Origin of the sequence: Rothia sp. HMSC068F09, from assembly GCF_001812775.1 — a bacterium.
Taxonomy (GTDB): Bacteria; Actinomycetota; Actinomycetes; order Actinomycetales; family Micrococcaceae; genus Rothia; species Rothia mucilaginosa_A.
This window is the reverse complement of record NZ_KV810409.1, coordinates 122,164-142,022: the sequence shown is the minus strand read 5'-3', so window position 1 is coordinate 142,022 and position 19,859 is coordinate 122,164. Positions and strand designations below refer to the sequence as shown.

Sequence of the window (19,859 nt, the reverse complement as noted above, 5' to 3'; positions counted from 1 at the left end):
GCTAAATCGTTGCGCCGAACGGGAGTCTAGAATACGGGGCTGTGGCCGTGCTCGGGGGAGTGGGCGGGGCCCGCCTCGTCGTGGGCCTGCGCCTTCGCGCCCATGCGGCTCTTCTTCGCGCCCCTCGGACCGGTGCTCAGATGCATCACCAGGAGCATGAGCACGGGTGCGCCGATGAACGCGGTCACGATGCCCACCTCAAGCTCGCTGGGCACAACCAGCACGCGGCCCAGAATATCGGCGGCGAGCACGAGCGCCGGGCCGTACACGAGCGAGAGCGGCAGCACCCGCCCGATATCGGCGCCGGCCAGCAGGCGAATGACGTGGGGCACAACCAGACCCACGAAGCCGATGGGGCCGGCGATTGCGGTCGAGGCGCCGCAGAGCGCCATGATGGCCATGATGGTCGCGGCGCGCACCAAGGTGACGGGCACGCCCAGGCCGGCGGCCGCATCCTCGCCGAGTGCCAGCGCGCGCAGCGGGCCGATCAGCATGAAGGAAAGCACCAGGCCCACCGCCACGAACGGCAGGGCCGAGAGCACCTGCTCGAAGGTGCGGTTCTCCAGGGAGCCGACCACCCAGAAGCGGTGCGAGTCGAAGGCCTTGGAGTTAAACATCGTGATGACGCCGGTAATGGTTCCCAGGCAGGCGTTGACCGCCACGCCGGTCAGCACGAGGCGGGCCGTCGAGTCCAGGTTGGGTTTGGAGTCGACCAGGCCCATCATGAAGACGAGGGTTGCGGCTACGCCGGAACCCAGCAAGGCCAGCCACAGCTGCACGAATGGGGAGGACACCCCGAAGACACCCACGCCCACGACCACGGAGGCGGCCGCACCCGAGTTCACGCCCAGCAGGCCCGGCTCGGCCAGCGGGTTGCGGCTCAGCGCCTGCATGAGCACGCCCGATACCGCCAGGGCCGCGCCCACCAGCAGCGCCGCGGCGGTGCGCGGTGCGCGTTTGGCCCAGATGAGCTTGGACTCGATGGTGTTCGCGTCCGGGTTCAGGAAGCCATCGACGGACCTATCCAGGGCGAACATGCGCGAACCCACCGCGAAGGAGAGAGCGCAGAGGAACACGAGCAGCAGGCATCCGAGGATGAGCGCGATGGTGACGCGCGAGATAGACGGCCCCTTACCGTTCTTGCCGCCGAGCTGGTCGGAGGAGCCGGAGAGCGCCCGAACCGCCGCGATGGATTCCTTGCTGGGGGCGGCGCGGTAGGCCGTGGTGCGCGCGGGGGCGCTTGCCGGGGTGGCTGCGGTGTTCTGTGGTGTCATCGTGGCTGCTTGTGGGTTGTCGTGCGGTTACCGTACAGGAAGTGAGGGTGAATTATTGCGATGTTCAGGCAGTCCTAAACGTGAGATATGCAATAAAATCTGAGCCCTTTAGTATCCTACAGGTTTAGATGAGGCTATCCTAATATGCATGGCAAATATGACGAACAAGATCACCCGCCGCTCCTTCGGCGCACTCGCACTCGGTTCCTTCGGCGCCCTCGCCCTGGCGGCATGCGGCTCCTCCAACACTTCTGGCTCTTCCTCCGCGTCTGCTGCTGCGACCGGTAAGAAGGTGGCACCCTCCGCCCTGCCCTCCGGCATGGGCACCACCACCGTTGACGGCGAATTCCCCCGCACCGTCAAGCACTTCCGCGGTGAAACCACCATCAAATCCGCACCCTCCAAGGTCGTGATTCTCTCCACCGGTCAGCTCGACGGCGTGCTCTCCCTGGGCGTCGTGCCCGTCGGTGCGGCAACCGCCGGTGACGCCGACCTGGTCCCCACCTACCTGAAGACCAAGTTCTCCGATAAGTCAGCAGAGCTCGACAAGATCGCCAAGGTCGGCAAGCGCACCGACCCGGACGTTGAGGCCATCGCAAACCTCAAGCCCGACCTGATCCTCATCAACAACACCAACAAGAAGGACGAGCTGTACGAGTCCCTCGCCAAGATCGCGCCGACCGTGGTCACCGAGGGTACCGGCATTAACTGGAAGCAGGACTTCCTTCTGATCGCCGCCGCGCTGGGCACCACCGAGAAGGCTGAGAAGCTCATGGAGGAGTACAACACTAAGGCGAAGTCGGTCGGTCAGAAGGCTGGCAGCGAGAAGACCTTCTCCTTCCTGTACGCTTCCGCTGACCGCACCCGCATCTTCGCGAAGTCCTCGTTCGTGGGCTCCATCTGCGCGGATGCGTCCCTGGCACGTCCCGCAGCTGCGCAGGTTGAGAAGACCTCCATCGACCTGAGCTCCGAGCAGCTTGACCAGGCTGACGGCGACTACCTGTTCTACGGTGTGCAGGGCGGCGACGAGTCCAAGCTGACCAGTGAGGCGCTGTGGAGCACCCTCAAGGCTGTTACCGAGAAGCACGCGCACAGCGTGGATTCTGACATGTTCTTCCTGAACGCTGGCCCGGCTGCCGCGCTTGGCGTTCTGGAGACCATCGAGAAGGCTCTCTAAAGGTTCTAGCCTCTCGTAGAGATTCGTAGAGATTCGCTGAGAAGCCCCGCATTCTTACCTCTCATGCCCGCGCATGAGGGTGAGGAGGCGGGGCTTTCTGCACGCTTGGCACCTGCTTTTTGCCTGCCGGATGCACTCGTGACCAGAATTGGTGCGCGCCCGCCCGAAATAGGGTCTAATGGGGGTAGAAGGCGCAGCGGTACCGTTGCCCCGCGCCTGACACACCGAATCTTCTACACCGATTAATTCACCGACGAAACGAGCACGCAATGCCGAAGAACAAGCCCTCCGAAGAGACCCTGGCGCAGGCACGCCGCGTCATCGACGCACTCAACGAACGTGGCGCCCGCAAGCAGGCAATCCGCCTGAAGGTGAGCCTCCCCGACGCCCCGCTGCCGCAGACCGCATCCAAGTTTGGTGGCCGCCCGTACCTGCCCGCCGGGGAGTCTGCGCCGACCAATGAGAAGGGTGAGCCGCTGGGCATGATTGCGCAGATTAACTGCGCTGAGCTGCCCGAAAACGACATCTATCCGGCAACCGGTATGTTGCAGTTCTGGATTAACCCGAACGACGAAGAGTGCTTGTGGGGCTTTGACTACGAGAACCCTCTTTCGCAGAAGAATCACCGCGTCGTCTACTACGAGACGTTGGGTGAGCCGAACCCGGATGTGCAGTTCCCGGTTCCCTTCCCGACCATCGACTGGGGTGATTACGGCTGGCCTCTGGGACCTGAGGGCATGGATGTTTCTGAGGCAACCACCGAGTACGCACTTGCCTTCGAACCCTGGGAGCAGGGCTTCCTGGATGGCGGCTTCGAAATCTACGACCAGTTCGCTGATATCTGGGACGAGATGTACCCGGACCAGAAGCTGCCCGAGGAACCGAACGCACGCGGTGACGCCTCCTACAACCTGCTGGAGCCCTTCGAATCGGAGGAGAGGGATTACTCGCATATCGGCGGCTACCCCTCGTTCGTGCAGGAGGACCCGCGTGACGAGTTCGAGGAGCTACGCGGCCATACTGTGAACCTGCTGACCATCGAATCAGAGTGGGGCGAGGACGCCGAGGAGGGCGTGTATGTGATGTGGGGTGACGCCGGTGCGGCGAACTGGCTGATTACTCCGGAGGCGCTTGCCGCCCGCGACTTCTCGCAGGTCGTCTTTGAGTGGGCCTGCGGCTAAGAAGGCCTTGGCCGAGTAGCCGCAGGGGAGGGGAATAGAGAATAACCGCTCTATTTTCCTCCCCTTTCATGGTTTCGTCATAGAACGGCACGGTAGCCCCCGCCAAAATCCAGCCCGTCATAATCCGCAACAAACGACACATAGGTACCCGCACTTGGTACGCCCCGGCGCCGGTGGCACAGTATAAAGTCGAGCCACTATCGACTCCCCGCCCATCCCCGGCGGGCAGATACACCAGGAGCAAACCCATGGCTGAACACACTTTCGGCTTCCGAACCCGCGCACTGCACGCGGGCGGTACCCCCGACGCCGAGCACGGATCCCGCGCGGTCCCCATCTACCAGACCACCTCCTTCGTCTTCAAAGACGCTGACGACGCGGCGAACCTCTTCTCCCTGCAGAAGTACGGCAACATCTACTCGCGCCTGTCCAACCCCACCGTCGCCGCACTGGAGGAGCGCATCGCCTCCCTCGAAGGCGGTATCGGCGCGGTGGCCACCGCCTCCGGCATGGCCGCCGAGTTCATCACCTTCGCGGCGCTCTGCCAGCAGGGCGACCACATCGTCGCCTCCTCGCAGCTGTACGGCGGCACCGTCACCCAGCTGGACGTGTCCCTGCGCCGCTTCGGCATTGAGACCACCTTCGTGCCCGGCACCGACCCCGCCGACTACAAGGCGGCACTGACCGAGAACACCAAGGCAATCTACACCGAGATCGTGGCGAACCCCTCCGGCGAGGTCGCCGACCTGGAGGGCCTGGCAGAGGTCGCCCACGAGGCCGGCATCCCGCTGGTCGTGGACGCCACCATCTCCACCCCCTACCTGATTCGCCCCCTCGAGCACGGCGCGGACATCGTTATCCACTCGGTTACCAAGTTCCTGGGCGGCCACGGCACCACCCTCGGCGGTGTCGTCGTCGAGTCCGGCCGCTTCAACTGGGGCAACGGCAACTTCCCGTCCATGACCGAGCCCGTGCCCTCCTACAACGGCGTGTCCTGGTGGGGTAACTTCGGCGAGTACGGCTTCCTCACCAAGCTGCGTTCCGAGCAGCTGCGCGACTTCGGCCCGTCGCTGAGCCCGCAGGCCGCGTTCTACCTGCTGCAGGGCGTCGAGACCCTGCCGCAGCGCATGGACGCGCACCTGGCGAACGCTAAGCAGGTCGTCAACTGGCTGGCTGAGGATGCCCGCATCGCCTACGTGAACTACGCTGGCCTGGAAGACCACCCGCACCACGAGCGCGCAAAGAAGCTGCTGCCGCTGGGTGTTGGTTCCGTGTTCTCCTTCGGTGTGAAGGGCACTGAGAAGGCTTCGGGCCGCCTGGTCGGTGGCGAGTTCATTGGTGCGCTGCAGCTGGCAAGCCACCTGGCGAACATCGGTGACTCCCGCACCCTGGTGCTGCACCCGGGTTCGACCACGCACCAGCAGCTCTCCAGCGAGCAGCTTGAGGCCGCCGGCGTGGGCGAGGACCTGATCCGCATTTCGGTGGGTCTGGAAGACGTGGAAGACATCATCTGGGACCTGGACCAGGCGCTGACCTACGCGACCGGCCTGAACCACGCCGGTGAGCGTGTGGGCGAGTCCAGCGCAGACAAGATTGTGGAGGCCGAGGAGGCGGTTGCCGCCGCCAAGGCCGCCGAGGACGCTGCCGCCGCTAAAGCTGTTGCTGGCGCATCCTGCTCCCTGCCCGCCGCTACCGCTCAGGAGGAGAAGTAATGACCGAGAAGCGTACCTGGGTGGGTCCTTCCGCCCCCGAGCGTCTGAACATTCTGCGCAATACCCGTACCATCGCGATTGTGGGCATGAGCGATAAGATTTCGCGCGCCTCCTACTTCGTGGCGACGTACCTGCAGTCGGCGTCGCCGTACAAGCTGTACTTCGTGAACCCGATTCTGGCGGCGAAGGGCAAGCTCGTGCTGGGCCAGCCGGTGTATCCGTCGCTGCAGGACCTGCCGGAGGTTCCGGATCTGGTGGAGATTTTCCGCCGTAATGAGGACCTGCCGGGCGTGGTTCAGGAGGCCGTGGACCTGGGCGCGAAGACCGTCTGGATGCAGCTGGGCTCCTGGAGTGAGGAGGCCGCCGCAATCGGTGAGGCTGCCGGCCTGAACGTGGTGATGGATAAGTGCGTGAAGATTGAGCACGCGCGTTTCCACGGTGGCCTGCACCTGGCCGGTTTCAATACTGGCGTGATTTCTGCGAAGCGTCAGGTGCTGTCGAAGTAGCCTGCGCTGTGTAAGCCGCGGCTGTGGCTTGTAATTACAAAAATTACGCGCTTGCAAGCGTTTGAACGGAAGGGGCGTACCCGGGGTGATTCCCGGGTGCGCCCCTTCCGTATTTCTGCCGGTGTCTCTGATTTCCCTTGAGGTCGTGTCTCGCCGGTGTTACTCTGCTAGTAACAGTCCCCCCTCCGCCTCTGGGTTTACCTAAGCGCATCTCGAGGGGGTCCTTTTTATGTTCGGTTCTACGGCGAACCGAAGTAAGGAGAGCACCAGTATCGGGGTGGGATCACGGAAGATTTTTTAACGTGATGACCATTCCTGCAACTGGCCTAGCATCATGAGGTTGATGTGCTCATAAAAGGAGGGGCGTACCCGGGTGATTCCCGGGCGCGCCCCTTTTGATGAGCTGCATCGCCCCTTGTGGGAGGCTGTTCAGCTTTAAGGTAAACCTACCCTTACGCTTTCTCGCCGTGAGCCGGTATCCTAGATGGAAGCCCGGCGGCCGGTACTCAGCACACACGTGTACCGACCGCCGGGTCTTTTCACGCGCGAAATATGACGAAATATATGTCTAAAATGTCGAAATATAACGCCGTTTTTCGGTCATAAAAATTCACCCGGTCATAGAAAAGAAAAAACTAGTCAGCGCCCCAAAAGAGCCATAAGCTGACAGTGTATTTATCCCCGCATTTTATGCCCAACCTTAGCCGAGGACAGCATGACCGGATTCACCACGAAGGCAATTCACACCACGGACCGCGACAACCCGTACGGCTCCATCCTGCCTCCGATCTACACGACCACCACCTACGCCCAGCCCTGTGACGGCACCGAAGGCCCCTACGATTACCAGCGCGGCGGCAACCCCACCCGCGCGGCCCTCGAAACCACGCTCGCAACCCTCGAAGGCGCCAAGCACGCCTTCGCCTACCCCTCCGGAATGGGCGCCACCGCTGCCGCCCTCGGCATCCTCAAGGAAGGCGAAACCCTGCTGCTGGGCATGCCCTCCTACGGCGGCACCTACCGCTTCGCGACCATCGAACTGCCCGCCCGCGGCGTCAAGACCCGCTTCATCGGCGATTTCACTACCCTCACCGACGAGGACTTCGCCGACAACGTGACCATGGTGTTCCTGGAGAGCCCCTCCAACCCGCTGCTGCGCGTGAGTGACATCGCCGCCATCGCCGAAATTGCCCACCGCAACGGCGCAATCGTGGTCGTCGACAACACCTTCATGACCCCGCTGCTGCAGAAGCCCCTCGACCTGGGCGCGGACATCAGCGTGCAGTCCGCCACCAAGTACCTGGGCGGCCATGCCGACCTGCTCGGAGGCGTCGCCGCAACCAACGACGACGCGCTCGCCGAGCGCCTCTGGCACCTGCAGATGATTACCGGCGCAATGCTTTCGCCCACCGACTCCTACCGTCTGCTGCAGGAGGTTAAGACCCTCAAGCTGCGCCTGACCCAGCAGCAGAAGAACACCATCGAGGTCATCAACTACCTGGAGGCGCACCCCGCCGTGAAGCGCGTGCTTTACGCGGGTTCGCACAGCGAGTACGAGGCGCAGGTGCACGCCCGCCAGGCGAACGGCCTGGGCGCGCTCATCTCCATGGAGCTGGTGGACGGCGCAGACCTGCCCGCCTTCCTCGAAGCCCTGAAGATTTTCAGCCACGCGGTGAGCCTGGGCGGTATCGAGTCGCTGGTGGTTCGTCCCGCGCTCATGGTGCAGGCCGCCTACACGCAGGCGCACCGCGACGAGTACGGCGTGAGCGACAACCTCATCCGCCTGGCCATCGGTATTGAGGAGATTGAGGACATCATCGAGGATTTGGAGCGCGGCCTGACCGCGGCCCTGGCTCATTAGGCGTAGTTCCTGAGTATCAGATACCGCGCGACCCTATGGCGTGATTCTAGGCGCCCCGAATATACGTCGTAATATCACTCAAAATACCCGGATTAATATATTTCTTTCACCGTAAAAGAATGTTTTAATGCGGGTATTTTGTGCGCCCTCAACGCATTTTTATATGACGTTGCGTGAACATATTAACCCCCGTGACTCGGGGCTAGAACGGCATAAAAAATGCGGGTAGGGTAAATTCCGGATACACGACGAATACCAGCTACACCCGCGTTCGGGGTAGCCCGAACGGAAGAGAACCACCATGAGCCAGCAGAACCAGCGCGGCGCGAACCCCACCCGCGATAACCTGCAGGCTCGTGGGGGAACGCGGTGCCACCGTCATCGAGGTCACCGGCTTTGACGAGGCCATCGAGCAGGTGCTCACCGGCCGCGCCGAGCTGACCGCCAACAACTCCGTCTCCTTCGCCGAATACTTCAAGGAGCACCCGGACGCCAACCTGCGTCTGCTGGAAGGTGAGGCCGCCTAGGCTTCTTGGAACAGCCTTCTCAGAAGCTCGAAAAACCCAGCCTTCCAGGACTTCCGACACCGCGTCGTGGTTGATGTCTCAGCCGCTTTTCCCGTATTGATGAGAGAATATGACGGAATATTACGTTGAATTCTCTCGGGTTGGGAATAGCTGTAGGATAGCCAGCGTTGCACCCGCTAAGAAGGGGCACCCCGCATGATGCCCCGAGTAATCACAGGGTGACAGCCCGCAACTACAAGAGCATCAACTACGACGCAAAGGAAGAACCATGTCCGCAATGATTAACCGCCGCACCGTCCTCACAGGCACCGCCTTCACCGGCCTGGCAGCCCTGCTCGCCGCCTGCGGCTCCAACGGCGGCAGCACCGCATCCAGCACCAACAAGCTGGAGGCTATTAAGTCTGCCGGCAAGATTCGTGTGGGCCTGGAAGGCACCTACCGCCCCTTCTCCTTCCACGACTCGAACGGCACCCTGGTCGGTTTCGAGAAGGAAATCGTCGACCTGATCGCCAAGGACCTGGGCGTGACCGCCGAGTTCATCGAAACCCCCTGGGATTCGCTGATTGCAGGTGTGGACGCTGACCGCTACGACATCGTCATCAACAACGTCTCCGCAACCGACGAGCGTAAGCAGAAGTACGACTTCTCCGTACCTTACCTGTACTCCGAGCCGAAGGTCGCCGTGAAGAAGGATTCTTCCCTGCAGAACGTGAGCGAGATTTCCGGCCACTCCTCGGCGCAGTCTGAGACTTCGAACTTCCGCAAGATGGTGGAGGCTAAGGGCGCCTCGATCGTGGTTGTTTCCGGTTTCGATGAGGCCATCGAGCAGGTCCTGTCGGGGCGCGCCGAGATGACCGCGAACGACTCCGTGTCCTTCGCTGAGTACTTCAAGGAGCACCCGGACGCTAACCTGCGCCTGCTCTCCGGCGACCTGGGCACCGGCAGCAACTCCTCCATCCTGATGGCTAAGGGCCAGGACGCCCTGCGCAACGCCATCGACGAGTCGCTGAAGAAGCACCTGGAGAACGGCGATATCAAGGCCATCTACGAAAAGTACGTGGGCGAAGACCTCTCCCCGAAGAACTAACACTCTCATAAGGAGCTGAGTTCCGCGCATGGAACGCTACCTCAACCTCTGGGCAGAATCGCTGCCGCAGCTGCTGACCGCAACGGTGGCAGTGACCATTCCGCTATCGCTCATCTCCTTCGCGCTGGCGCTGCTGGTGGGCATCGTGTCCGCCGGCGCGCGCACGAGCCGCTTTGCCCCGGTGAACTGGCTGGCGTGGCTGTATATCTGGGTCTTCCGTGGCACCCCGTTGCTGGTGCAGCTGTTCATCGTCTTCTACGGCCTGCCGAAAGTCGGTATCGCCCTGGACGTGTGGAGCGCCGCCATCATCACGATGAGCCTGCACACCGGCGCGTACGTGGCTGAGACCTTCCGTTCCGCCGTGGCGGCTATCCCCGGCGGCCAGTTTGAGGCGGCAGCGACCCTGAACTTCACCCGCCTGCAGACCCTGCGCTACGTCGTGATTCCGCAGGCGGTGCGCATCGCACTGCCGAACCTGGGCAACAACTTCATCGACCTGATCAAGGGCACCTCGCTGGTATCGGTCATTTCGATGGTTGACCTGTTCCAGACCGGCAAGCAGATTGCTTCGCGTACCTTCGAGCCGCTGGCAATGTACTCTGAGGTCGCCGTCATCTACCTGGTGATTTTTACCGTGCTGACCGCTGCGCAGTCGGCCCTGGAGAAGTACAGCAACCGTTACGTAAGGAGCCGCAATGCTTAGCGTGGAGTCCCTCTCGAAGAGCTTCGGTGAGACGCAGGTGCTCAAGAACATCAACCTGGACATCCCCAGCGGCGAAACCACCGTCATTCTGGGCCCCTCCGGTAGCGGCAAGTCGACCCTGCTGCGCTGCCTGAACCTGCTGGAAACCCCGCAGTCCGGCACGCTCACCATTGACGACGCGCAGGTGGACTACAGTCAGAAGCTCACCGATGCGCAGGTGCGTGACATTCGCTCCCGCTCGGCGATGGTGTTCCAGCAGTTCAACCTGTTCCCGAACTACACAGCGCTGAAGAACGTGGCGCTCGCCCCGACCCTGAACGGCACCCTGGACGCCAAGCAGGCTGAGGAGCGCGCCCGCGAACTGCTCGCCAAGGTGGGCCTTGCCGATAAGACCGGCTCCTACCCGGAGTCGCTTTCGGGCGGCCAGCAGCAGCGTGTGGCGATTGCCCGCGCCCTGGCACTGGAACCGGCCTACCTGCTCTTCGACGAGCCGACGAGCGCCCTGGACCCCGAGCTGGAGGCCGAGGTGATTCGCGTGCTCATGCAGCTGGCGAAGGAGGGCCGCTCCCTGGTCATCGTGACGCACAATATGGCGTTCGCGAAGAAGGTCGCGGACCGCATCGTGTTCCTGGAGAACGGTACGCTGCGCTACAACGGCGAGCCGACCGGATTCTTCGCCTCGGACGATGAGCGCATCCGCAAGTTCCTGACCGTGTACGACAGCACCGAGTACACCATCTAGCCTGCCGCACTAGCCCTGCCTCAGCGCATGGCGGTGGAGCCCAAAACGGAAGGGTGGGCCGGTTCCCTACGGGGATACCGACCCACCCTTCCGCTATTTTTCGTCCCTGCGGGGCCTGGTTCGCGCCTTAGCGCGGCGGTACTCATCCAGCTGCTCGGGGCTGACCACCTGCAGCTGATCGGTGAGCGGCTCACCCGGTGACCAGCCCTCGTTGTGCACCGCGCTTTCTTTGCGGTTGAAGAAGGTGATGAGGCGCGGGCGGTGCACCTGCAGGCCGCCCGGGGTGGTGGGCAGCTGCCAGTTCCGCGCGTGGGAGAGCACACCCAGTATCAGGCACAGGAGGATGGACAGCGCCATCGCCAGGTTCGGGCGGTGGAAAAGGCCCGTCACGAGGGCCGTCTCCCCGGCGCCGACCAGGGCGACGGTCGCGTACAGGGAGTTACCGCCAAAAATCGCGGGAATACGGTTGACCATGATGTCGCGAATCAGGCCGCCACCCACGGCGGTGGTGATACCCAGGGTAATGGACGGCAGCCAGTGCAGGCCCAGGTTCAGGGACTTGATGGTGCCGGTCGCGGCCCAACACCCCATGCCCACGAAGTCCACGACGAGCAGGGTTCGGGTTGCCCAGCGGGCGCTCAGATCAATGCTGTACGCCAGGATGGACGAGCCGATCGCGCCGATCCAGTAGCCGCCGTCGGTGAGCGCCACGGGCAGGCCCGAGTTCAGCAGCACGTCACGAATCATGCCGCCGCCCATACCGCAGGCAACGGCGAGCAGCAGGAAGCCCACAATGTCGAACCGGAAGGCGCGCGCCACGGCACCGCCGAGCAGGCCGTTGGCGACAACGGCGGCAATGTCGACGATGCGGAATACCTGATCCGGGTCAAAGAACTCATGCATGGGCGTTCTCCTGCGTACGTGATGCGTGTGCTATGGGTGTCGGTAGGGGAAGTGCGCGCAACGGGGGGTCGGGTGACGACGTTATCACCGCATCCGGCTCTGTTTGCCTGTGCGCGTACCTGAATTGGCACCGATTTATTGTAGCCCCGGGTTCGGCAACGCTCCTAGTTGAGAGCGAGTCAAATCGGGGAACGGACCCCAAGCCCCGGGGCCTCGAACGGTTCGGCGGGCGGATGTTTCATTTCCGTGGGGCCCTGCGCGGGCGTACACTGGTTAACCGCCCGTTTTATCCGCCCACGGGTTTTTCTATGCCCTCTTGCGGAGGAACCACCTCGCCGCGAGGGCCACGGGCGGCACCACGCAGACATAATCTCATACAGTATCGCTGAGACGCGAGCATACCCCGCGCCTCAAGAATTAAGGACATATGGCCTCATCTCTAACGAATTCTGAGACGGTTGCTGACGCATCCACCGCCTCGTCCACTTTTCACTCAACCTCTCGGGGCGCAGCAGAGCCCCACACGCCCCACCCCGATAGCTACGGGGCGAAGCGCACCCTCCTGCTGTACATCACCCTCAGCGCTCTCATGGCCTGCACGGCCCTCGCAACGGATATTTTCCTGCCGGGCGTTCCCGAAATCACCGCGGAACTCGGCTCCGGTGAGGAACTCATGATTACCGGCTTCCTGCTGGGTTTCGCGTTGGCTCAGCTGATTCTGGGCCCGGTCAGCGACCGCGTGGGCCGTAAGATTCCGCTGGCTGCGGGCATGATTGTTTTCGCGTTGGGCTCCGCCTGGTGCGCCATCGCCGACACCATGCCGGAGCTCGTCATCGCCCGCGTGCTGCAGGCGGTCGGCGCATGCACCGGCCCCATGCTGGCGCGCGCTATCGTGCGTGACCTTTACGAGGGAACACGCGCCGCGCAGGTGCTCTCCACGCTCATGCTGATTATGGCGCTCGCCCCGATTCTTGGGCCGCTCATGGGTGGCTTCCTGGTGGTTGCGGGCGGCTGGCGCTGGACTTTCTGGGCTATTGCTGCCGTTGCGCTCGTTATATTCGGGCTGATTCTGTTCCTGCCCGAGTCCCTGCCCCCGGCTAAGCGCGATAGCGGCTCGATTCTTTCGGCATTCGTGAACTATCCGGTGCTTTTTAGGAACGGCCCGTTCATGCGTTACGTGCTGTGCGTGTGCTTCTACTACATTTCCATTTACGCGTTTATCACGAACTCTTCAACCGTGTACATCACCCACTTCGGCGTGGACCCGCGCTACTACGGTCTGCTGTTCGGCATGAACATGATTGGCGTGATGAGCCTGACCGCTTTCAATAAGCGGTGGGTGAAGAGCTACAGCCTGCGCGGCATCCTCAAGGTCGCGACCCTGGTCGCTACCGTGGCGGGTGCGGCGCTCGCTACCACCGGCGTGACCGGTGTGGGTGGCCTGCTGGGCGTGGTGGTCACGGTGTTCTTCGTGTTCGGCATGAACGGTGTGGTGGCTGCCTGCACGAATGCCGCGGCGCTGAACTCGGTGGAGCCCGCTGTTGCCGGTACCGCTGCGGCCCTGCTGGGTTCTTTCCAGTACGGTAGCGGCATCATTTCTTCGCTGCTGCTGGCGTTGAGCCCGTTGAATGCGGTGGAGTCCATGGCGGTGATGATGTTTGCCGGCACGGCGCTGTCGGCGCTCATGGTGTGGTTGCCTTCGCGTAGCCGGAACGCTCGCTAAGCTGGGACTAGACGAAATCTGCGTAAGGTGAAAGGAGCCGCCGTGGCGGTATCGCGCGACGAAGTTTTCGGGGTCCTACAGGGGGTTATACCCCATCTGGAGGAGGCGCTTCCCGGCTGGTCGGTGCGCCCCAACATTACGGGGACCGGCGCGGTGGGGCTCTATCTGGACGGTCCCGATCTGCCCCTGGCCGGCGTGAATACCGAGGGTGAGCCGGTCGCCCGACACCTGTGTGGCACGATTCAGACCGCTGACCGCGGCCTGCCGCAGGAGCTGGGGCAGGTGCGTTACCAGTACATCCTGGGCGTGAGCGTGGCCGAGCACGAGAGCGAGTACCCCGACCTGGCCGACCTGGCGAGAGCGGGGGAACCGAGCTGGGTTCCTGCGTTGAAGGCCCTGGGGGCTCTGGTTGAGTGCGAGGGACGCGAGGCGCTGTTCATCAGCCGCGGCGGGTACGTGCCCGGTCGCCGCGCCTTAGGTAAGCGCCGCGTGGCGCTGCGTCGAGAGCTCTTCACCGGTAAGCCCTGGCTGGGTTTGGGCACGATTGACTGGTGCGCGGGCGTGCGCTCGACCCCGGTGTACGCCGAGGACTTGGCGTCTCTGGTTGCCGCGGCGACGCGCCTGGCGAGTAGCTGGGATGCCGCCCTGCGCACTGTCTCTGCGGACAGCCAAAAGTAGTTAAAACAAAGCGGCGCATCCGACCCGGAAAGGGAAGGATGCGCCGCTTCTGTGTAAGCTCTAATGCTTAGTGGGTTTAGCCCAGCGCCTCAGTCAGCTCGAACGAGTTGAGCCGCATGCGATATTGCCTTATCGATAGCATGCAAGGGTGATGCACCCTGCTACCTCTACGGGGGCGTAACCGTAGCGTTTGTAGAGCGCAACAGCGTGTTCAGTAGCAACGTCGGTAGTAATGAGCCGCTGTCGAATGTCTTCTCGGTCAAAGTCATCAATGACACGCTTTAGAAGCGCAGAACCAACACCCTGACGCTGGGTATGCGGATACACCAGAAGATCCTGAATATAGGCGATAGATTGACCGTCCCCGACGGCGCGTACTAGCCCGATGAGCCGTCCCGTTCCTTTAGGCGTTGTCTCTCGTGCCGTGTAGAGATACCGCGACCCTTCGAGCATCGGGATGAGACGTTCAGGTGTTTTGGTATAGGCGCTCCACCCGACAGAATCGTAAAGCTCAGTGAGTTCTTCCACGCTGGGAAGGGGGCTGGTGGAGCCCAAAATACAGTACCGCATACAGGCATTGTATAGCGCCAAATCGAGGGAGCTAGGAAACCGCCGTCCAACGCGTTTTTAGCTACTGCAGGGCATAATCTGTGCATAAAGGAAGCGGCGCATCCGCCCCCGTGTGGGGGAGCGGATGCGCCGCTTCTCATCTCTCCTGCATCGCTGTGGATGCGTCACCGAGGCGGTGCGGAGACGTCACCGGGCCCTGTGTGTGCTCTACCCGGTGCGCGCCTGCGCGGACCTCGTCTCGGTGTACCGGGTTCGATGTGCCGAACCAGGCCGCTGAGGCGGTGGGGTTTTAGCCCAGTGCCTCAGCCAGCTGAATGCCCTGTGCCACGCCGCCGAGGGTTGCGGCAATACGGATCAGGTCGTTGACCTGCTCCTTGGTTGCGCCCTCTTCGCGCAGGGTGTGCTCGTGAGCCTCAACGCAGTGGGAGCAGCCGTTGACTGCGGACACTGCCAGAGCGAACATCTCGAAGTCCAGCTTCTCAATGCCACCGTTCTTGCCGATGATCTGCATACGCAGGTTTGCGCGCTGGTCATCGTATGCACCGTTCAGGAAGCCACGGGTGCGGTAGAAGATGTTGTTCATGCCCATGATGGATGCAGCACCCAGAGCAGCCTCGTAAGCGGTGTCGCTCAGGTGCTCCTTAGCCTCTGCAGCAATCTCAACAACGACGGAGTCAACCTTGGTTGCCGCTGCGGTTGCGAGGATTGCGCCCCAGAGCTGCTGCTCGGTGAGGGAGGTGATGCGGGGCAGAGAGGACAGGTTGAGGTTCATGTCCTTCGCGTAGGAAGGCAGAGCCGAACGCAGGTTATCGATGCTCATGGATTACTTCATCTCCTTGAATGCGTCGATGGTTGCTGCACCCTTCTTCCAGTTGCATGCGCACAGCTCGTCGGACTGCAGGGCGTCCAGCTGGCGGAGCACCTCGTCGGTGTTACGGCCGACGGAATCAGCGGTAATGGAGACCGACTGGATGGTGTTGTGGGGGTCGATGATGAAGGTTGCACGGTCTGCAACGCCGTCCTTGTTCAGGATGCCCAGTGCGCTAACCAGCTCACGCTTGAGGTCGGATGCCATGACGATGGGCAGGTCCAGGAGCTCTTCGTGGGAGCGGCGCCATGCGTAGTGGGTGTACTCGTTGTCAACGGAAACACCGACCACCTGGGTGTCGCGTGCCTCGAACTCGTCAGCGAGCTTGCCGAATGCGGCAATCTCGGTGGGGCAAACGAAGGTGAAGTCCTTCGGCCAGAAGAAGACGACGCGCCAGGTGCCTTCGTCCAGACCCTCGGAGGAGACGGTGGTGAAGTAGTCTTCGGGCTTGGTTGCTTCGATGTCAGCCAGCTTGCCGGGGACAACGCCGGTGAGCTCGTATGCGGGGAACTGGTCGCCGATGGTCAGAACTGCCATGGTGTTCTTCTTTCTGTTTCGTGCCGCGCGGATTCGTTGCGCGGCGCTTGTTCTAAGTGGTGCCCAATGGGCGGGCTCGATAAATATTTTATTATGAATAATTCATAATAATCAAGTGGCCTTGGATTAAAACCCGAAGGTTTAAGTATGATATGCATCACCAAACATTCCGGGGCGTTCAAAAATCTTCCCCCGTGCAAATATCCATGCGCAAATCCCACCTACAAACCCCAGGGGTTAAGCTCGAATCATGACCCCCGAACACAATGACTTCTTAGAACACAGTGACTTCTTAGAACACAGCGAATATGTAGAGCCCAACCAGCCCGAACTCATTACCGAACGCCTCACCCTGCGCCACCTACGCGAAGCGGACATCCCCGACATCGTGGAATCCTGCCGCGACGAAGAAACCCTCCGCTACACCCGCATTCCCTTGAACTACACGCGCGCTGACGCCGAGGACTACCTGCTCACCACCATCCGACAGATTGCCGCCGGGCAGATTCAGCGTTGGGCGATTGACGCCTCCGGCGTGTTTGCCGGAACCATTGAATTGCGCTTGGCTGACGGTACCCCCGAAAGCCCCGGAACCCGCGCCGAACTGGGGTTCTACACCGCCCCGAAAGCGCGCGGCAGGGGCTACATGACCGAGGCACTGCGAGCCGTCCTCGGCTACGCCTTCGACCCGCTCGGACTGGGCCTCGAACGCGTGCGCTGGACCGCCCTGGCGGGTAACGAGCCCTCAGAGCGTGTGGCGGTCAAGGCGGGTTTCACCGGCATCTACGACGATATTGACCCAAACTCCGGCCGCCCCGACGAGAACGGCCACCCGGTGCAGCACCGGGTGCGCCGCGCCGATATGACCCGCGCTCAGTTCGCGGCACTCTGGGCGGACCCGCGGGGTTAACCCGCGCACAGCATAGGGGCGCGCCGGGTGCTTCCTCGTAGTGAGGAGAGCATCCGGCGCGCCCTAAATAAAGACTGGGGAGGCTACCTGATGCCGAAGCCGCGGAACGAGCCGGACGGCTCCTCCCACCCGACGAGAACCTCATCCACGCGGCCCGCGGTATCGTCGCCGCGCAGAATATCCACCAGGCGAGCGCAGGAGGCGGCCGTCCCCTCCGCAATCACCTTGACGCGCCCGTCGTCGAGGTTCTCGGCGTACCCGGTCAGGCCCAGCGGCTTGGCGGTGCCGGCGCACCACCAGCGGAAGCCCACGCCCTGCACCTTGCCGCTCACGAAAGCGACGAGGCGGATTTCGGCGGGCTCTGCCGGGGTTCGGTCGGTAAAGAAGTCAAAGAAACCCATGGGTCCTCCCGGGGTCGTCTTATTGGGGTGGTCAGATGGGGCGCGCCAGCATTGGCGGCTCCCGGATTAGCTTTATAGCTTCAGTCTAGAGGGTTCAGAGTGCTTCGGGGGGGGCATCAGGGCGCCTGTTGCCCGGTTGCCGCGCGCACGCGCCGGTCAGCGGCTGCTGAGCGCTGATTAGGGTAGAGCAACCGGAGCCGCGCCCACAAGGGGAGTAAGATGGGGTGATATTTATCAGCGGCAACGCTGAACACACAGACTGTACCCGCAACGCTCATCCGCTGGAGGATCATTGAGTTCACGCCCCAAGAAAGCGCCTCTCGTCGGTAACCCGGCGAAGACACCCTACAAGCCCTGGCCTGCTCTCTGGTCCCTGGTTGTTGGCTTCTTCATGATCCTGGTGGATGGCAATATCGTCACCATCGCCCTGCCGCACATGCTGCAGGATCTGGATGCATCCCTGTCGGCGGGTATGTGGGTGACGAGCGCCTACCTGCTGGCGTATGCGGTGCCGCTGCTCATTACCGGCCGTATGGGTGACCGCTTCGGGCAGAAGAACCTGTACATAATCGGTATGGGCATCTTTACGCTTGCCTCCCTGTGGTGTGGTCTGGCGCCGAACGTTGAGTCGCTGATTACCGCCCGTGTGGTGCAGGGCCTGGGCGCGTCGCTGATGACCCCGCAGACCATGTCTCTGATTACGCTGATGTTCCCGCCGAATGCGCGTGGTGTTGCCATGAGCATTTGGGGTGCGACTGCGGGTATCGCCTCGCTGGTCGGCCCGATTCTGGGCGGCGTGCTGGTAGACACCCTCAGCTGGGGCTGGATTTTCTTCATCAACATTCCGGTCGGCCTGGTCGGCCTGTTCTTGGCGTGGCGTAACGTGCCGGTGTTCGAGCAGAAGAAGCACAGCTTCGACTGGTTGGGTGTGGTGCTTTCGGCGGTCGGTCTGTTTCTGCTGGTTTTCGGTATTCAGGAAGGCGCCACCTACGACTGGGGCACCATCACTGACTCGTTTATGGGTACCGGTGTTCCGGTGAGCGTGTGGGGCCTGATTATTGCCGGCATTCTGGTGCTGGGCCTGTTCATCGGGTGGCAGGCCATTAACCCGCGTGAGCCGCTGGTTCCGCTGAGCCTGTTCAGTGACCGTAACTTCTCCGTATCGAATGTGGCTATCTCGGCTATGGGCGTGGTCGCTATCAGCATGGCGTTCCCGCTGACCCTGTACCTGCAGCAAGTGGAGGGCCTGGACCCGACCCAGGCTGCGCTGATGACCGCCCCGATGGCGTTGTTCTCGGGCGCGTTGGCGCCGGTGGTGGGTGCGCGTCTGAACCGTAACGACCCGAAGTGGATTGCGGTAATTGGTTTTACGCTGATGGTTGTTGGTTTTGCTCTGCTCCGCCCGACGATGGTTGCGGACGGCAACCTGTGGCTGATGGTTGGCCCGATGATTATTCTGGGCGCGGCGAACTCCTGCATTTGGGGTCCGCTGTCGGTGTCGGCGACCCGTAACCTGCCGCCGCAGCGTGCCGGTGCCGGTTCGGGCGTGTATAACGAGACCCGCCAGATGGCGTCGGTGCTGGGTTCGGCTGCGATTACGACCATCATGGCTTCTGCGATTACCTCGCACCTGTCCGCGTTGGGCCCGGCTGCCGCAGCGGGCGGTGGCTCTCACGACGGTGCTGCTGGAGGCGTGCTTCCGCAGATTCTACGTGAACCCTACGCGGTGGCAATGGCTGATTCCATGATGCTTCCGCTGGTCGCCGCGGCGGTGGGCGCCGTCGTGTGTCTGTTCTACGCCTCCATGAAGACCTCCGAGGCGAGGGGCACCGCACAGAACGCTGCACAGAACGCTGAGGCAGAGCCTGAGTCAGAAAATACTAAATAGAAGGCTTATCAAAACGTTTTACGTCATAAACGGTGCATAACCTGAGATACGGTGCGAATACCGGGACAAACTAGATGCACTCTGTGTATGATGAGGCGGGTCACCGTCGAACAGAAGAGAACCAAGAACGGCTCCTTTTCCTCCATCGGAGGGTTCGGCAGTGACCCGCTGTCTTTTAAATGCCGCGCTCACTCGCGGCACACCGGCTACATGCCGGCGGCAGCGACACACATATGACCACTGAACCACGCGGTAGCCGCCTGACACTTCTACTCACCATAGAACCGGACCCGTACAACCCATACCGTGCGCAATGCCAGATGATGCAACCTCCCGCGTGGTCAAGATACGAAGAGAGATACTTTATGGCTTTCTCCCTGTCCCCCCGCCTGGTGCGTACCGCGCTCGCTTCGGCGGCCCTGCTGGTACTCGGCACGGTCGCGGCGCCCGCGGCTAACGCCTACAACCCCGACATCGACGGTGACGGCATCCCCAACACCTGGGAGATGAAGGGTTACGACGGCGACGGCGACGGCAAGATCGACGTGGACTACCCCGCGATGGGCGCCAATCCGCTGAAGAAGGACATCTTCGTCGAGATGGACTACATG

General features: G+C 62.2%; 19 protein-coding genes and 1 pseudogene. 14 read left to right on the top strand and 6 right to left on the bottom strand.

The features are described 5' to 3' along the window. Nucleotides 1–26: 26 nt before the first annotated feature. Nucleotides 27–1,274 (bottom strand): FecCD family ABC transporter permease, encoded by a 1,248-nt coding sequence (locus tag HMPREF2874_RS00570; protein ID WP_049343545.1) that lies wholly within the window; start codon nucleotides 1,272–1,274, stop codon nucleotides 27–29. 157 nt (nucleotides 1,275–1,431) lie between these two features. Here HMPREF2874_RS00570 and HMPREF2874_RS00565 point away from each other — a divergent pair, with 157 nt between their 5' ends. The 9 genes from HMPREF2874_RS00565 to HMPREF2874_RS00530 all read left to right on the top strand — a co-directional run bounded on the left by HMPREF2874_RS00565 (nucleotide 1,432) and on the right by HMPREF2874_RS00530 (nucleotide 10,770). Next, nucleotides 1,432–2,451 (top strand): ABC transporter substrate-binding protein, encoded by a 1,020-nt coding sequence (locus tag HMPREF2874_RS00565; protein WP_070648409.1) that lies wholly within the window; start codon nucleotides 1,432–1,434, stop codon nucleotides 2,449–2,451. Nucleotides 2,452–2,720: 269 nt separating this feature from the next. Continuing rightward, nucleotides 2,721–3,632, top strand: coding sequence for a YwqG family protein (locus tag HMPREF2874_RS00560; protein WP_070648407.1), 912 nt, complete (start codon nucleotides 2,721–2,723; stop codon nucleotides 3,630–3,632). 248 nt (nucleotides 3,633–3,880) lie between these two features. Further along, on the top strand, nucleotides 3,881–5,344 hold the full coding sequence (locus tag HMPREF2874_RS00555; protein WP_070648404.1) for an O-acetylhomoserine aminocarboxypropyltransferase/cysteine synthase family protein: 1,464 nt from the start codon (nucleotides 3,881–3,883) through the stop codon (nucleotides 5,342–5,344). Continuing rightward, the gene (locus tag HMPREF2874_RS00550) at nucleotides 5,344–5,850 is read left to right on the top strand and encodes a CoA-binding protein (protein WP_070648402.1); all 507 of its coding nucleotides are present in this window, start codon (nucleotides 5,344–5,346) and stop codon (nucleotides 5,848–5,850) included. Before HMPREF2874_RS00555 ends, HMPREF2874_RS00550 begins: the two co-directional genes overlap by 1 nt. Before the next feature lie 715 nt (nucleotides 5,851–6,565). Beyond that, nucleotides 6,566–7,711 (top strand): trans-sulfuration enzyme family protein, encoded by a 1,146-nt coding sequence (locus HMPREF2874_RS00545; protein WP_070648400.1) that lies wholly within the window; start codon nucleotides 6,566–6,568, stop codon nucleotides 7,709–7,711. A gap of 356 nt (nucleotides 7,712–8,067) precedes the next feature. Continuing rightward, nucleotides 8,068–8,238: a type 2 periplasmic-binding domain-containing protein gene (locus tag HMPREF2874_RS09095; RefSeq protein WP_210397934.1), complete on the top strand. Its 171-nt coding sequence runs from the start codon at nucleotides 8,068–8,070 to the stop codon at nucleotides 8,236–8,238. A gap of 268 nt (nucleotides 8,239–8,506) precedes the next feature. Next, nucleotides 8,507–9,325, top strand: coding sequence for a transporter substrate-binding domain-containing protein (locus HMPREF2874_RS00540; RefSeq protein ID WP_070648398.1), 819 nt, complete (start codon nucleotides 8,507–8,509; stop codon nucleotides 9,323–9,325). 28 nt (nucleotides 9,326–9,353) lie between these two features. After that, nucleotides 9,354–10,028, top strand: a complete 675-nt coding sequence (locus HMPREF2874_RS00535) for an amino acid ABC transporter permease (RefSeq protein WP_070648396.1) — start codon at nucleotides 9,354–9,356, stop codon at nucleotides 10,026–10,028. Then, nucleotides 10,021–10,770 (top strand): amino acid ABC transporter ATP-binding protein, encoded by a 750-nt coding sequence (locus HMPREF2874_RS00530; RefSeq protein ID WP_049347071.1) that lies wholly within the window; start codon nucleotides 10,021–10,023, stop codon nucleotides 10,768–10,770. Before HMPREF2874_RS00535 ends, HMPREF2874_RS00530 begins: the two co-directional genes overlap by 8 nt. Before the next feature lie 93 nt (nucleotides 10,771–10,863). On the opposite strand, the gene HMPREF2874_RS00525 is transcribed toward HMPREF2874_RS00530, so the two are convergent. Next, nucleotides 10,864–11,673: a trimeric intracellular cation channel family protein gene (locus HMPREF2874_RS00525; protein ID WP_070648394.1), complete on the bottom strand. Its 810-nt coding sequence runs from the start codon at nucleotides 11,671–11,673 to the stop codon at nucleotides 10,864–10,866. 427 nt (nucleotides 11,674–12,100) lie between these two features. Between HMPREF2874_RS00525 and HMPREF2874_RS00520 the strand changes: the two genes are divergently transcribed. Both HMPREF2874_RS00520 and HMPREF2874_RS00515 read left to right on the top strand, forming a co-directional pair. Next, nucleotides 12,101–13,396 carry a multidrug effflux MFS transporter gene (locus HMPREF2874_RS00520; RefSeq protein ID WP_246823728.1) on the top strand — a complete coding sequence of 432 codons (1,296 nt, stop codon included), beginning with the start codon at nucleotides 12,101–12,103 and terminating at the stop codon, nucleotides 13,394–13,396. Nucleotides 13,397–13,438: 42 nt separating this feature from the next. Then, nucleotides 13,439–14,074: an L-alanine-DL-glutamate epimerase gene (locus tag HMPREF2874_RS00515; RefSeq protein ID WP_070648392.1), complete on the top strand. Its 636-nt coding sequence runs from the start codon at nucleotides 13,439–13,441 to the stop codon at nucleotides 14,072–14,074. A 129-nt stretch (nucleotides 14,075–14,203) separates the two neighbouring features. On the opposite strand, the gene HMPREF2874_RS08935 is transcribed toward HMPREF2874_RS00515, so the two are convergent. The 3 genes from HMPREF2874_RS08935 to HMPREF2874_RS00505 form a co-directional block, all read right to left on the bottom strand. Beyond that, nucleotides 14,204–14,644 (bottom strand): GNAT family N-acetyltransferase, encoded by a 441-nt coding sequence (locus HMPREF2874_RS08935; protein WP_083309797.1) that lies wholly within the window; start codon nucleotides 14,642–14,644, stop codon nucleotides 14,204–14,206. Nucleotides 14,645–14,933: 289 nt separating this feature from the next. Beyond that, the gene (locus tag HMPREF2874_RS00510; RefSeq protein ID WP_049343570.1) at nucleotides 14,934–15,464 is read right to left on the bottom strand and encodes an alkylhydroperoxidase, AhpD family; all 531 of its coding nucleotides are present in this window, start codon (nucleotides 15,462–15,464) and stop codon (nucleotides 14,934–14,936) included. Between the two features lie 3 nt (nucleotides 15,465–15,467). Next, on the bottom strand, nucleotides 15,468–16,049 hold the full coding sequence (locus HMPREF2874_RS00505; RefSeq protein ID WP_070648390.1) for a peroxiredoxin: 582 nt from the start codon (nucleotides 16,047–16,049) through the stop codon (nucleotides 15,468–15,470). Between the two features lie 250 nt (nucleotides 16,050–16,299). Here HMPREF2874_RS00505 and HMPREF2874_RS00500 point away from each other — a divergent pair, with 250 nt between their 5' ends. Continuing rightward, complete coding sequence (locus tag HMPREF2874_RS00500; RefSeq protein WP_070541758.1) at nucleotides 16,300–16,959, top strand: GNAT family N-acetyltransferase; 660 nt, start codon at nucleotides 16,300–16,302, stop codon at nucleotides 16,957–16,959. A gap of 83 nt (nucleotides 16,960–17,042) precedes the next feature. On the opposite strand, the gene HMPREF2874_RS00495 is transcribed toward HMPREF2874_RS00500, so the two are convergent. Further along, a complete protein-coding gene (locus tag HMPREF2874_RS00495) occupies nucleotides 17,043–17,360 on the bottom strand; it encodes an acylphosphatase (RefSeq protein WP_070541905.1) in 318 nt (105 codons plus the stop codon). A gap of 292 nt (nucleotides 17,361–17,652) precedes the next feature. On the opposite strand from HMPREF2874_RS00495, the gene HMPREF2874_RS00490 reads away from it, so the two are divergent. Then, nucleotides 17,653–19,248: a DHA2 family efflux MFS transporter permease subunit gene (locus HMPREF2874_RS00490; protein WP_049347058.1), complete on the top strand. Its 1,596-nt coding sequence runs from the start codon at nucleotides 17,653–17,655 to the stop codon at nucleotides 19,246–19,248. A 365-nt stretch (nucleotides 19,249–19,613) separates the two neighbouring features. Next, nucleotides 19,614–19,859 (top strand): annotated as a pseudogene (locus HMPREF2874_RS00485) (C4-dicarboxylate ABC transporter substrate-binding protein); the annotation flags it as partial.